This is a genomic window from Vibrio iocasae (assembly GCF_042245395.1).
Lineage (GTDB): Bacteria > Pseudomonadota > Gammaproteobacteria > Enterobacterales > Vibrionaceae > Vibrio > Vibrio iocasae.
Genome location: NZ_CP145310.1, coordinates 1,449,615 through 1,464,440, shown reverse-complemented (window position 1 = coordinate 1,464,440; position 14,826 = coordinate 1,449,615). Strand labels below are relative to the sequence as shown.

General features: G+C 41.1%; 11 protein-coding genes and 1 pseudogene. 9 read left to right on the top strand and 3 right to left on the bottom strand.

The features are described from left to right. Positions 1-2 precede the first annotated feature (2 nt). Positions 3-728, bottom strand: a complete 726-nt coding sequence (locus SNR28_RS06525; RefSeq protein ID WP_375749909.1) for an amino acid ABC transporter ATP-binding protein — start codon at positions 726-728, stop codon at positions 3-5. 293 nt (positions 729-1,021) lie between these two features. On the opposite strand from SNR28_RS06525, the gene aroG reads away from it, so the two are divergent. Next, entirely contained in the window at positions 1,022-2,074 is a 1,053-nt protein-coding gene (aroG, locus tag SNR28_RS06520; protein ID WP_375749908.1) for a 3-deoxy-7-phosphoheptulonate synthase AroG, read from the top strand. Positions 2,075-2,144: 70 nt separating this feature from the next. On the opposite strand, the gene SNR28_RS06515 is transcribed toward aroG, so the two are convergent. Next, positions 2,145-3,137: a Gfo/Idh/MocA family protein gene (locus SNR28_RS06515; RefSeq protein WP_375748402.1), complete on the bottom strand. Its 993-nt coding sequence runs from the start codon at positions 3,135-3,137 to the stop codon at positions 2,145-2,147. A 40-nt stretch (positions 3,138-3,177) separates the two neighbouring features. Next, a pseudogene (locus SNR28_RS06510) lies at positions 3,178-3,774 on the bottom strand (mechanosensitive ion channel family protein); the annotation flags it as partial. A gap of 437 nt (positions 3,775-4,211) precedes the next feature. Between SNR28_RS06510 and SNR28_RS06505 the strand changes: the two are divergent. From SNR28_RS06505 to SNR28_RS06470, 8 genes are all read left to right on the top strand, one after another. Beyond that, positions 4,212-5,474 carry a mechanosensitive ion channel family protein gene (locus tag SNR28_RS06505; RefSeq protein ID WP_375748401.1) on the top strand — a complete coding sequence of 421 codons (1,263 nt, stop codon included), beginning with the start codon at positions 4,212-4,214 and terminating at the stop codon, positions 5,472-5,474. Positions 5,475-6,518: 1,044 nt separating this feature from the next. After that, a complete protein-coding gene (locus tag SNR28_RS06500; RefSeq protein ID WP_375748400.1) occupies positions 6,519-8,087 on the top strand; it encodes a hypothetical protein in 1,569 nt (522 codons plus the stop codon). A 186-nt stretch (positions 8,088-8,273) separates the two neighbouring features. Continuing rightward, entirely contained in the window at positions 8,274-9,017 is a 744-nt protein-coding gene (locus tag SNR28_RS06495) for an NYN domain-containing protein (protein WP_375748399.1), read from the top strand. 22 nt (positions 9,018-9,039) lie between these two features. After that, the gene (locus tag SNR28_RS06490; RefSeq protein WP_375748398.1) at positions 9,040-9,336 is read left to right on the top strand and encodes a hypothetical protein; all 297 of its coding nucleotides are present in this window, start codon (positions 9,040-9,042) and stop codon (positions 9,334-9,336) included. A gap of 141 nt (positions 9,337-9,477) precedes the next feature. Next, positions 9,478-9,843, top strand: coding sequence for a hypothetical protein (locus SNR28_RS06485; RefSeq protein ID WP_375748397.1), 366 nt, complete (start codon positions 9,478-9,480; stop codon positions 9,841-9,843). Positions 9,844-9,866: 23 nt separating this feature from the next. Then, positions 9,867-10,541, top strand: a complete 675-nt coding sequence (locus SNR28_RS06480) for an SH3 domain-containing protein (RefSeq protein ID WP_375748396.1) — start codon at positions 9,867-9,869, stop codon at positions 10,539-10,541. A gap of 163 nt (positions 10,542-10,704) precedes the next feature. Then, positions 10,705-11,133, top strand: coding sequence for a hypothetical protein (locus SNR28_RS06475; RefSeq protein WP_375748395.1), 429 nt, complete (start codon positions 10,705-10,707; stop codon positions 11,131-11,133). 307 nt (positions 11,134-11,440) lie between these two features. Further along, the gene (locus SNR28_RS06470) at positions 11,441-13,657 is read left to right on the top strand and encodes an AAA family ATPase (RefSeq protein ID WP_375748394.1); all 2,217 of its coding nucleotides are present in this window, start codon (positions 11,441-11,443) and stop codon (positions 13,655-13,657) included. Positions 13,658-14,826: the final 1,169 nt, after the last annotated feature.

Below are 14,826 nucleotides of genomic sequence, written 5' to 3'. Positions count from 1 at the left end.
TATTAGTGGCTGAGTATCTGGTTTAAAAAAGCCTGAGTACGCTCGTGTTCTGGAGCACTGAATAGTTGCTGTGGTGGTGCGGTTTCGATAATTTTTCCTTCATCCATAAATACAACACGGTCTGCGACTTTCTTTGCAAAACCCATTTCGTGGGTAACACAAACCATGGTCATTCCATCTTTTGCCAGCTCAATCATTACATCCAGAACTTCGTTGATCATTTCTGGGTCAAGTGCTGACGTCGGTTCATCAAACAACATAATAGTTGGCTTCATGCAGAGCGAGCGTGCTATTGCTACGCGTTGTTGCTGTCCACCGGAAAGCTGTACAGGGTATTTGTCCGCTTGATCTGAGATATGAACTCTTTCGAGAAAGTGTCTAGCACGATCTTCAGCTTCATTTTTGCTGAGCTTTAAAGTGCGCATCGGTGCCAGCATCAGGTTCTCAAGCACCGTCAAGTGAGGAAAAAGGTGGAAGTGCTGAAATACCATCCCAACTTTACCGCTTTGATTGTTCAGATCGTTGTCACCCATAACCGTAACCTTGCCACTGTCATAGGCTTCAAGCCCATTTATACAACGGATAAGCGTCGATTTTCCTGAACCAGAAGGGCCACAGATAACAACAATCTCACCTTCTCGTATATCAAGGTTTATGGATTTTAGCGCTTGAAAATCGCCAAACCATTTGTCGACAAGTTTAAACTCAACTGCGTTAGTCACTGAAATCTATATGCTCTTTACGGTTTTATGTTCTCTTATTACCTTAACAATATCCCGGTGATATTGCATTTGTTGTGTTGAGAAAAGCTTTTCGAAAGACTGAAATTTGAGCTGTAAATAATAATGTACGAATTGCTAAAAGTGTAAAATTGGTGCCTTTATTGAAATTTGATAAAAATAATGATTGAACTCTTCGTTTTTAAAAGATAAGTTACGTCTATATAGAACGAGAGATAGCTCACATTTAGATAAAAATACTATGTGGGTGAGTATTATAAAGTAGGACTAGAAGCAACATGATGTACAAAACTGACGACGTAAGAATCAATCAAATTAAAGAATTACTGCCTCCAATAGCACTACTTGAGCGCTTTCCAGCATCAGAAAATTCATCTTCCACGACTTATCAGGCCCGAAAGGCTATCCACAACATTTTAGAAGGTGAAGACGACCGTCTGTTGGTCATTGTAGGCCCATGTTCTATTCATGATCCTAAGGCGGCTATTGAGTATGGTGAAAAGTTAAAAGTACTGCGTGATGAGCTGGGTGATCGCCTTGAAGTTGTTATGCGCGTTTACTTTGAAAAGCCTCGTACAACGGTTGGTTGGAAAGGACTTATCAACGACCCATACATGAATGACACTTACCGTATCAATGATGGTCTTCGCACAGCACGTAAACTGTTGCTGGATCTAACGGAAATGGGTATGCCGACTGCGAGTGAGTTTTTGGATATGATTTCACCACAGTACATTGCGGACCTTATCAGCTGGGGGGCAATTGGTGCTCGTACTACTGAATCTCAGGTTCATCGTGAGCTGTCTTCGGGTATGTCTTGTCCGATTGGCTTTAAAAACGGTACTGATGGCAATATTAAGATCGCTTCAGACGCAATTCGCTCAGCAGAGTCTTCACACCACTTCTTGTCAGTAACTAAATTTGGCCACTCTGCGATTGTTGAAACAGCGGGTAACCCTGATTGTCATATCATTCTTCGTGGTGGTAAAGAGCCTAACTACAGTGCAGAACACGTTGCAAGCATCAAAGAGCAACTAGAAGCGTCGAAACTACGTCAGAAAGTGATGATTGACTTCAGCCATGCAAACAGCTCAAAACAGTTCAAACGTCAGTTGGTGGTTTCTGATGATGTGAGCGAGCAGGTTTCTGGTGGTGAGCAGTCGATTTTTGGCGTGATGATCGAATCACATCTTACAGAAGGCCGCCAGGATTTAGTTGACGGTAAAGCGGAAACTTACGGTCAGTCTATCACTGATGCTTGTATTGGTTGGGAAGATACAGAAAAAGTACTTCGCCAACTGGCAGACGCGGTCGAAGCTCGACGCAAAGCATAAAGGATCAAAATAACAACGACTTTGGTTAGAAAGTAAAATCCACCTCATATCATGAGGTGGATTTTTTTATCTATCGATCAGCGAACGGATATTTAACGCCTGCTTTATCTAATATTTCGTCCATAACCTTCATATTGTCGATGGTTGCTTGTGGAGACATATTGTCACTGAAAGCTTTACCTTCGATAAGGCATTGGTGCACTTCATCTATCTGATACTCAAATCCACTAGCTCGATAGGGTTGATGGTAAATCTGCACCTCTCCATCTACGGGAATGAGTTTTGCGGACGTCGACTCCCAGAAGTTGCCATCAACTACGATGGTTCCCTTACTTCCAGTAATGTGGAACTCGTTATCTAACTTACTCAGGAATGAACAGGTGAACTGGCTGGTGACATCGCCATAGTCAAGCAAAACTGAGCAGCGCTCATCTACCCCGCTTTTTCCGACCGCTACTGAAGAATGTATGTGATCAGGGCGTTTCTGCATTAGAAATTGAGTGAGAGCAATATTATAGATTCCTGTATCTAAAAGTGACCCTCCCGCCAGATCAAGACTAAAAAGTCGCTCATTCGTTTTGTTGTTTTCTGGTTGAAAACCAAAGGTAGAACGCAGAAGTTGAATCTCTCCGATTTCTCCTTCATCAACCCAATGTTTTACCTGTTTCCAGCAAGGTAAGAAGCGACTCCAGAGCGCTTCCATCAAAAATGCGTTATTGTCTCTGGCAATTGAAAACAACATCTCGCTCTGATTAGCTGTAACCGTGAGCGGTTTTTCACATAGCACCGCTTTGCCTGCCTCTAAGCACTGTTTTGCGGTTTCAAAATGATAACGGTGAGGGCTTGCTATGTAGATAGCATCAATTTTATCGCTATCGATCAGTTCATTGTAGCTATCGAAAACCACGGGTATGTTGTGATGTGCCGCAAACTCATTTGCTCGTGTTTTGTTACGGCTGGCTACGGCATACAGTTCGCCATCGCCCATATCTGAGAAGGCCGCGGCAAATCTATGTGCAATTCGTCCTGGTGCAATAATTCCCCATTTTACCTTAGCGGTCATTTTCCCCTCTCAATCCTTTGGTTATAAAAACGGGTACACCTCAGCTAACATCGGTTGAAGGTGTTCTAAGTTCTGGTGGCAAACCCTGTGGCTCTATTTTTAGAGTTTGTGTCGGGTAAGCAACATCTGCGTCGTGTTTATGAATAATTGCCATCACTTGCAACAAAACATCTTGCTTCACTTCATGAAAACGAACCCAGTTTACGGTCTTGGTAAAAGTGTAGACAAAGAAATCGAGTGACGAGGGACCGAACGCATTGAAATTAACAATCAAAGTTTGGTTCGAATCGATGTCAGGATGATTCTCTAGCATACTTTTCACGTCTTGAATAATAGCTTCAACTTTCTGCGTATCGTCGTATCTCAGGCCGATGGTTTCGTATATTCGGCGGTTAAGCATTCTTGAAGGGTTTTCCACAACGATACTACTGAATACAGAGTTAGGTACATAAAGTGGGCGTTTATCGAACGTTCTGATGATGGTCATTCGCCAGCCAATTCTCTCGACCGTTCCCTCTATTTGCCTGTCAGGTGAACGAATCCAGTCTCCAACTTTAAATGGACGGTCGAAGTAGATCATCATCCCACCGAAGAAGTTAGATAGCAGGTCTTTTGCTGCCAGACCGACAATTAAACCTTTTCCTGATACTGAATTTTAGTTGGGAATGTTGTCAATTGTATATTTAGAATATTGTCAGAGTTAGTGGGATTAATCGCTTCAGGTGCTAGCAGAACGATTGGCGGTTCATCTTTTCATTTGATCGAGTAGCTATCTATGTCCCCCACTCAACTTTACCTCTATCTAGCTCACCCTCATGAATAGATATTCATTTAGTAGTTAGATGTGAACACTGGGTCTGCCACATCACCTGTGTTTAAGAGTCCATTTGTCACTTATTCAAGTTGATACTTTACAGTCAATTACAGTTGCAGATTATGTAAACTAATATCGTGTACCTAAAGAAGAGAGCATTAACAATATAATTCTCGTATACATAAGTTTTGACATGTACCAATTGCACAGTTGTAAGTAACATATGTTGCCATTATCAATAATTTAAAGTTGAGATTTCAATGTTAAAATCCTTTGAAGGTTGGCTCGGCCAATACAACATCCAGTTATCGGACTTGATTCAAGTTGCAGAGGCACTTGGCCTAATTCTATTGATTGCTATTGTCATTCATCTCATGTTTCACCGTGTTTTCTTAGTGCGGTTAAAGAGTAGCGCCAATAAATCTCGGGCTATTTGGCGTAATGAGCTGTTCAGTAGTAATTTATTCAGTCAAATCGCTTTGCTTATTCAAGGGGTAGTGGTTGGTTTTCAGGCCAATTTATGGCTCTCACAAGAAAGCGCACTTCGGGAAATATTGCTGACAATAGTCTCACTATGGATTGTACTTTATGCCTTGTTATCGATATTTTCATTGCTGAGTATTCTCGATGTACTACTTGAGCGTACTCAGGCTGGGCGTAACATGCCTACTAGAGGCATCATTCAGAGCATTAAAATCATTATCTTTGTCATTGCGGCTCTCCTATCTACCTCCATTTTAATTGGGAAATCACCAATCATATTGCTAAGTGGCTTAGGTGCTATGACTGCAGTAGTAATGTTGGTATTCAGAGACCCAATTCTTGGTTTAGTCGCAGGGGTTCAGTTATCAGCCAACAAAATGCTCAGTGTGGGTGATTGGCTCGAAATGCCGAAACATGGCGCAGACGGTGATGTCATTGAAATCAACCTCACTACAGTTAAAGTACAAAACTGGGATAAAACCATCACCACAGTCCCAACTTACGCTCTGATTTCAGATTCATTCAAAAACTGGAAAGGGATGACAGAGGCGGGGGGCAGACGCATTAAACGTAGTGTGATGATAGATGCAACCAGTGTTCATTTCCTCAATGAAGTTGAGGTGTCTGAACTAACTAAAGTGCAATTGCTAGAGCCGTATATTAAAAGTAAGGTAGAGGAGATTACGCTCTACAATGAGGAACACCATATAAATAACATTAGCTCTATCAATGGCCGTCGACTGACTAATTTGGGTAGTTTCCGTGTTTATTTGGAGCATTATTTACGTGCGCATCAAGACATAAATAACAGCATGACCCTGATGGTTCGACAGCTAGCACCAACGCGTGATGGTATCCCGATGGAGATCTATTGCTTTACCACCACCACTGTATGGGGTGATTATGAACGTATTCAATCGGACATTTTTGACCATTTGTATGCTGTAATGCCAGAATTCAAGCTAAGAGTATCTCAGGCCCCAACTGGTAACGACTTCCACCGCTTGTCAGAAGTCAATAAAGTACATGTAACCAAATGATAGGCTGAAAAAGTTAGAAGCTCCAGTCATGACGGGGCTTCTACGCCGATTAGCTTTCCAGCTAAATAGTATCAAGTCACCACGCTCTACAGCCCTGATCAACTTTAGGCTGTTAGGTATCTCGTCTGAATTACGCAACAAAGCCACCCACTTCCTAAAATTCAGAATGAAACATTTGTTGTCCACGCAAATATAGAAATCCGCATTTGGGTCAGCGACCTACATTCAGGTGACCACACCACATATAAACACGAGCATCGAATGCATCGTAGGTCTCGATCCAGCCATAAAACATCTACTATATGTGTACCGATGTGCGTGGGAAGCAGCATATTCGTCGCGATACATCTGTTGGCAGACAATAAAGTTTGATCATTTACGGCTTTGCAGATTCTTCAATACCCATTGTGAATGACAATAAAGTCTGATCAATTGTTCTGGGTGTTCTGTCTCTATCTATTCGGTACAAAAGCGCCTTAGTGTCACGACTCTAAAACATCGGTACAGGAAAGGTGTTGCGGGCATTCGGCTTTGATTTTGATCAATGATTACCTCCTTGTTATTAAACATAAATAATGTGAATTTCCCTTAATAGACGTTTTCATACCTAGTCAGGTTTTCATGACTGGCTTAATCTAGAGGCATCTAAGCTTTTAATCAAAAATAGCCGTCATTAAGAAAAGGAGAAATAAAAATGACAAGTAAAACACCTGCAAATGGCCCGAGTAAAACAGGCAACCCATCTGGTGGTGGCAGAGGTAACAATCCGCCTCGTTCGAAGTAACAGCTTGATAAAGCCTACTTACTGAAAACATCTAGATCACCATCATAATAAATGGTGATCTTGCTTATGGTAAGGATAGAATCAATGAGGTTAGAAGGCTCTATTAGTTCGCTAATAACTACCATTCATCTGAAAGTCTATTTCTGTTCTTGCTAACTCGACTATAAGCGCTCTTAGCGCGGTTGCCCTAAACAAATTGCAACCATTTGATATTCGACTCGATTAGTTTGGAAGTATCAAAACAACACAGTGGGTTATAAATGAACACTTCAACTTTTTCTATGCCGTCTCTTAGTCAATTTCATAAGATCCTTTGTGATGTACTCAATGTTTGGCACGATGATACACAAAAGACGCCTTTTCGTGTCCCTCCTACAGAAATTGAACACCGAAAGGTATTAGACGACGCGGTAAAGCATCTTAATAATCTGTATGGACAAGTGACGCTTGAGGCACTGATTGAGGAAACCACAAAACGCGTACCTAAAATGCGATTGCGCACCAAGCAGCATCGTTCGGTCCGTGCCGCTGTGGTTAGCTATGCTAAACATGGGTTTTGTCATGTGGATGAGCTTAGAATGCTCACTGAATCGGTTAGTCAACTTATTGCAAAGCGATATCCTAATGACGTTGAGGCCTCCTTGGCTGCATCGTTTTACCATCAAGCAATGGAGTATTATGCTGAATGGATCCGCGAGTTCACGTTTGTCGAAGAGTCGATACCGCAGGCTTATGAGTATTTCATTAATCAGGTATTCAAATCTCTACTAGTTAATTTGGTTGCACAGGCTGGTTACCCACAATTGAGCAATCTACAGGCGATTTTGCATAATAATTGGCCAATGCGAGCATGTCTTGATGACGCGCTGACACGCCAAGGCGAATCGCCTTACAAGCTTAGCCAGTACCATGCACTCCAAAAGTCCGGAGCATCACCAACGTCATGGAGCGAGGTTGAAAGTTGTGAAGTTGACTTGGCGATTAAACAAAGCATTGAGGGGTTATCACGCTATCAACGTACTAAGTGGCGAGGTTTTAAACAGGTTCTATCTCCCATTCTGAGCCAAGAGAGTGAGACTTGGAGTGACCACACACATCGTTTGGCTTTTGCCTGTTTTATTTCACATAACGTTAATCTTCATCTGAAAGACAATCAATGTGAAGTCAGTTGGGATCCTTTGTTTGTTTATCCAAGGTTAGACGACATATCCAACACACCAGCTTCTGTTTTACTTGATGGTCGACTTGATGGTAACGGAACGGTTGAAGTGTTCGCACAGGCTGTTCAGGATCTTGAGCGATATCATGAGCGCATAGCTTATTATCAACTCGCTTATAATCAATCTGGAACCATCCCCAACTCCGATTTAATGACGATGGGGTCGGGATCAGAATACTCGATACAAGAATGGGTCAATACTTTATCTATACCACCTAAGTGGGCTTTGAAATGGCTTGACGCTCAGCGTCTTCGTGTAGAGGGGAAGAATGTTGAAGCAGCCCAACAATATAATGCTGCTCTTGATGGTGCTATGTATAAATCTGGTCCCTTGCTTATGAAGCTATTCTACGAGATCGCCTCATTGTGCAAATTTCAGGCGAGGCATATAACTGAAAAAGAGTTTGAACGTGATTTTGATTTGGTTGGTGGTGCGGTGACACAACAAACTAAATTGTTAGGATTTATTCCAGATTCAGGTCGAGATCGACAGACTAGCCTACCAAACCGTCCTAGTCTAAAAGAGCAGATCATTATCGAAAAGGTGGATGACTATGCACAACATGGTGACTTTTTTGAGAGTATTGGTACGGCAGGATCTTCTTACTAAAGTACGGCGATTCAGCTCATGGACAACCTGAGTGGAAAATTATTAGTTCCATTACACTCTGGGACAAAAGCAATCCTGAAAATTTTCTTGAATTCGATATATCCCAAACTTCCTTCTTGGCTCTTGTGCTAACTTGTATGGATTGAGCACGATGAGTTTGATAATAAATAAAGAATCAATTGGCATATGGGAAATAAAAGAATAGCGGTTCTGATCGACTCAGATAATACTCCGCACTCAAAATTAAGTTTGATCGTTGAAGAGTTATCCAGCTTCGGCCAGATCATCGTTAAAAGAGCATACGGGGATTTTTCCTCCGAACACCTAAAGAACTGGAAGCAACCGCTAAACGAACTTGCAATACAGGCTAAGCAGCAATTTGCGTACACAACAGGGAAGAACTCCACTGATTCACTGATGATCATTGATGCGATGGATTTGCTCTATACCCAAAGGTTTGATGCTTTTGCTCTGATATCTAGTGATAGTGACTTTACAAGCTTAGCTACACGGTTAAGAGAATCAGAAATCCATGTCATCGGTGTAGGCAAATCTATGACACCAACCGCCTTCAAGAACGCTTGCGATGATTTTATTGCGATAGAGAATTTAGCTTCGATCACCCCGGAAGAATCACAACCTGATGAAGAGAGTCCTCAACCTTTAGCAATAAAAGACGGAGATCGTGAACTCTGGAGGTTGATGCACCAGTCATGGCAGAACTATCGTGACGAGTCTGGATGGGCTAAGTTGGGTGAAGTTGGAAACTATTTGAAAAGGCTGAAGCCCGACTTTGATACCAGAAACTATGGTTTAAAGAAGCTCTCAGATTTCTTTGAGCTATATCCTGCTCGCTATAAAACCAGAAAGTCAAAGCGTTCCGGTCTAGAGTTTCAACTTGTGACAAAGGCCAGTAAGCAACAAGCATAACAGAAACAACAAGGTGACTCATATGACCTATCGTGAAACTTCTCTATGGAACGAACTAAATGAATTACGTTGCTTATTGGCATTCAAGAAATTAGAAAAATTGGGGTTTCCTAGAGGAAAGCAAAGCGAGTTTGCTCGCGAAATTTCTCGGAAATCCGGACTTGAGGTCGGTAATATCAGCGCCAAAATCTGTAACTACAAATCTGTTGCAGGTGTGAACAATACCTCTAACGCATCGGTTAATACCAAGCAGCTTTATTCCCGATACGGGGATAGAAGTATTGCTGAGTTGGAGGGTTTAATTGCATGGAAAGAATAAGCTCAAGCTCTCTGCTTTTACAAAGGACGGTTGTTACAATTTAACTAAGCGACTGCTCTGGGTGCTATGGCTCTATTCGGGACAAAATCGCTCATTTAATATTATTGTAAGGAACAACATGTTTGAACATGAGTTAAAAAATTGACTAAGTCTAAGATGTCAGACATTGGGCATTCCAAGATAGAAATTACTATGATGCTTAGAGGGTTACCCACTAAGACATGGGAAATTATTGATACATGTTTAAGCCCTCTAGAGCTCAATCAGAAAGCTGCCTTCACTTGGGTGTTATTGTTACAAGATAAAAAGAAGGACGCCGCTCAGATTGGTGATGTGGGGGCAGTAAATATGTTAAATGAGTTTTTATATATGATGTGGCGTCATCAACCAACGATGCTATCACTTGCTTCTATTGATGAAAAAAATTTTAGAAAGTGTATCGAAGTTTTAGATATTTGCGGCATACCTGCATCAAATCTTGATTTAGAAGCCGCTGCCGCACGCTAGGTACAATTCAATAAGGTTTTATCATGATATTCAGGCTGGCAAAGAAAATTTCACTGTGCTTTATTTTAGTCACTACACTGATAGCTTCATCGTATGCTGATGAAATATTGGTTGTAGAGATTACGGCAGAGAAATTAAACGTAAGGGATAAGCCCTCTACTACGGCCAGTGTAACAAGTCAGCTCCAGAAAGGTCAGACATTATTCGCTCTCCCCGTTACAAAAGGCTGGGCGATAGTATATCTAAAAGGAAAGAAATTAGGATATGCCTCTTCAAAATACATGAGAGTTCTGAGGAAACATTATTTTGATGAAAACGGTGAGGATAAACCTAAATGCAACGCAGATACGGCCGCATTAAAGATAAGTATCACTGACACGAATTTTGAATGTCAAAGATCTATTATAAGTAAAGAAATTGTATCATGCAGTGTGTATTACAACGTGGCCTTAGATACCACCTGCAATGAATTTATGGTTGCCGACGTTAATTGCTCCGCAGAATTCATTTATGAAACTGAAAACGGGATTTTACCTTCTCAGGGGGGTGAGACAATTACGCAGCGTATCTATCTTGATTATGGTCATGGAAACTCTAGGCTCGAAGTAAATTGGAACCCACTCTTGATTGGTGACAAGCTTACGAGAGTTAAGCTTACAGATGGCTCATGCTCTATCCAATCTGTTTATGATTATTGAGGGCTCTAGATTATGCCAAGATTATTCATAGCTTACCCTAAGGGGAGCAGGGTGATACACCCGCTTGGTATAGAATCACTAAAAGCTCAAAAATTACTATTGTCTGTCAATTATCGTGTTTACTTCGTTTGGAGAGCCTTATAGTTGTTTAAGGGAGGAAGGTATGCCTAACAAAGATGAAAAACGACGCATTAAGAATGCCAGATATCCGCGCTTTCTCCGTCAAAATGAATCGCTGATAGCTCGAAATATCAAATGCATTTTCTCAAATTTATGGGACTCGATGACTGGAAAGTGGGGTTACGTCGGAGTTGATTATGACGATTACAGACGAAACTGGTTTACTGAAGATATGCGGACAAACCAAAGAGCAATCTTGATTAACTCGCTTAGCCCATACCTAGAGCACAGCTCGATAAAAGACGCTTTAGATATACTGGCTCAGTCAGATGATTTCACATTGAATACTGATGATACATATCTAGTGTGGAAGAATGTGTCTGAAACGATTGACGAAATTTGCAATCATAACGTCAGCCACCCTTTAGTGGAGGTGGAGCGAGAACTTGCCAGAGCCTACAATGCTAACTGAATTGCAGCCGTTTTAGTGGTGGTACGGTGAGCTATATCATCTCAATCATCACCAGAGTTCCAGCCTCATTTGAGTGTTATTGCTGAAGTTAGCAGTTCCGGACTTTCAGCTCTATTCGGGACAAAAGCTCGTTAGAGCAAATCGCCTAAAGCGGTTTTGCCCCATTCCGTGCTGGCAACCATGAAGAATTCCTTCAGGGGTGGTAATTCAAACGCCTAATTAAATTAAGCAACTAAGTTGATAGCAGTCACATCCAATCTTAGATGATGCATAGTAGAATGAATAGTCACCTAGTTGGGGTATGTGCATGTTTAAGAACGTAAAGTCTATAAAAAACTTCGGTATCTTCAAGGATGCCAACACTAACGCTGGTCAACCTTTCTATCAATTTAACTTATTCTATGGCTTTAATTATTCTGGAAAGACCACGCTTTCACGTGTTTTCCAAGCAATGCAGCTAGGTGAAATACCAGAAGGCTTCACTGGGGCATCTTTTGAAGTCGATTGTCATGAAGCTAGCTCTATCAAAAGTAACAACTTACAAAAAATAGAAAACCTACGCGTTTTCAATTCAGATTACATCGTTAAAAACGTTAATTTTGATGAATCAAGCGTAAGCCCTGTTTTGATCGTAGGTGAACGTAACATCGAACTAGAAACAGAGCTTCAAGGATTGCAAGAGGCTATTCCTGCAAAGGAAGTTAAGCGAGATCAAAACACAGGATTCGCAGCAAGCAAAGAAAAAGAGAAAAACAATCGTTTAACTGAAGTAGGTCGAAACGTTGCGGTATTGAGTATTCTAGGTAGGTCTACATTCAATGCTTCAAGCGTAAGATCCATGCTTGCATCTGCTGAAGCTAGCCATGATCTAACACCAGAACAAATGAGTGCTTACATTGATACAGCGAGAGCCAGTGCTGTTTCAAGTGTGTCTAAAGTTAAACTTAGCACCCCAGAAATGAAAGGTATTTTGGGTGACATTGAATCAATCATGGCGACTTCAGTAACACAGATAACTATTGCTGAGTTGGATGCAGATAAAAGCCTTAGAAGCTGGGTTGAAGAAGGGATAGAGCGTAACGCTGGACACACCACCTGCCAGTTCTGTCACAACACGATTAGTCAGGCAAGAATTGATGAGTTAAATGCTTATTTTTCGAAAGCGTACAAAGACCTTAGCCAAAGGATTGATGTTGCTATCACTTCGGTTCAATCACAAGCATTCACATCAAGTATTCCAGATACCAGTCAACTTTACCCAGATCTACAGAAAGGTTTTGACGAATTAAGAAGCCAAATCCAGCCAATCGATGATTCTGTCGAAGAACTAAAAGCGTCACTGGTTAAGTTACTTACTGACAAGAAAGAGCACATGGCTGAGGTACTTCCATTTAATGCATCAGACTACCCTTTACCGTTAGTTACAGACTTGATGGAGCAATTCAACGCATCGATAAAAGCGCACAATGAGCGGGCTGCTAACCATTCCACAGAGCAGCGTCAGGCTATTGAAGCAATCAAATGTCACTATGTGTACCAAGAAACACAGAACTACGACCACCCGCAAGCACAGCTTGATATACAAGCGTTTAAAGATGCTGCTGTCACCGCACAAAACGAGATCAACGCTAATCAGGCACGTATTGATGCGATAAAGGCTGAACTTAATAACACTAAACAGGGAGCGCATAGTCTAAACGACAACTTGCGACAGTACTTCGGTAAGACTGATATAGAGATTAAACCTGTAGATGGCACGTATAAGTTCATGCGTGAAGATCGAGAGGCAAAGCACTTATCTGATGGTGAACGTACTGCAATAGCATTTGCGTACTTCATTACACAATTAGAAGATGAATCCTTAAATGGCATCAAGCCTATCGTGTATTTGGATGACCCGATCTGTAGCCTTGATTCAAACCACATTTATAACGTTCTAGGCATTATCAAAAGTAAGCTAGGTCATGAGCAGGTCGAACAGCTTTTCATTTCTACGCATAACTTTGAGTTCTTCAACTTAGTAAAAACGTGGTTGTCCTATTTCAGTAGGACTAAGACGGGCACAGCAAAGCGAGCACAGTTCTTCCTAGTTAATCGTACAGGCGATCAATCTAAGATTGACCCATTGCCTAAGCTACTTAAAGACCACAGATCCGAGTATGCTTACTTGATCAGCAAGGTTAAAGAAGCTGTAGAGCGACCAGAGAATTGTGATTCTGTTGCAGTGCAATCGTACGTGAGGAAGATAATGGAAGTGTACTTTTCGTTCCGTTTCAATCTGACTGAGTTCAGGGGTAACGGCAAAGACCAGATAGCACCTAATCTACTGAAAAACATTGAAGATGCGGAAGTTAAAGCAAATACGTTGTATGAGTACATGAATGAAAAATGCCATGCTAGGTCAATGGAGCTAGGCGTTCAGTTCCCCGAAGCTGTGCAGCCGCAGTTAACTAACGCATGGGAGATCATTACAAACGCCATAGAAACGAACGACAAGCCACACTATGACGCATATTATGCCTAACTCTAGAGAATCACGTCATTTGTTTTCTTGTTAACAGCGAGATAAGCGCATATCTTCTTCTCTGAACAAACGATTATCGCCTGATAAAGTAAAATGGATAGCTCATCAGATATTAATAATATATTGCAAGCATATACTCGTGAGTTAGCATCTTTTCTGCTTTGCCCTTATACTGGCGATCAGCACGAATGAGAACAAATTCATAACAATCGCTATCAGTGTCGTATTTGTAAGCACCTCGGCGTGGAAGTAAATAATGGGATATACCCTCCAGAATGGCTTAAATTGACAAGAGCTGAGCTCGTGGCTCTTCTAAAGGATAAAAGTGAATAGTATTTGGATTCTCGAACGTAATGGAGTTGCTATAATATCTTCAAAGAAGAGAGAACATCTTCTTGAGCGGTTTAATTTAGCCGTCGACAAGATAGAGTGTGACGTCAACTCTTTAGGGGATGGAGTTTATTCACATAAAAGTGAGAACTCGATATGTCTTAACAGGCTGACCAATCCAGAATCTCCTTTTATTTCACCTTCAATAAAAATGTTGGAAGTGGTTCTTAGAAAAGTCCCCCTATTGGAGTGAAGATGAGTAAGTTGTCAATAGTCAGTAAGTACAGTCTCGTTTGTCGCGATAGTAAATGGTATTGGTACTCTGACAACCTTAAATTTTGTATAGAGTTCAAGTTTCATACACTCGGTTCAAACCTAAAAGATTGTCACTTCGATAGCGCTGATCTAAACATATTTAAGTATAGTGAGTTGATTCATAAAATACATATTTTTTGCCTGTATAAAAAAGTGTCATTTTTTCACATAGAAGAAAGATTAGATCAGTTAATTTATGATTTACAAAATGATGAGTTTAACTCATTGATAAGAATAGACTTAGCAAATGAATCTGAGCCTGAAAACTGGTGTTCTAATAGCTAATTAACCCCTAAAGAAGCTTTCAGACTTTTTTGAACTATATGCTGCTCGCTACAAAACCAGAAACTCAAAACGTTCTGGTTTGGAGTTTCAACTGGTAACAAAGGCCAGTAAACAACAAGCATAACAAAACAAAAATCCTTTTTTGGTTAGCGGTTCCGGGCTTTCAGCTCTATCTGGGACAAAAGCGAGTTAACTTTCGTCCCATGAAAACTATATTGATTAGATCGTGAAGGGGTATT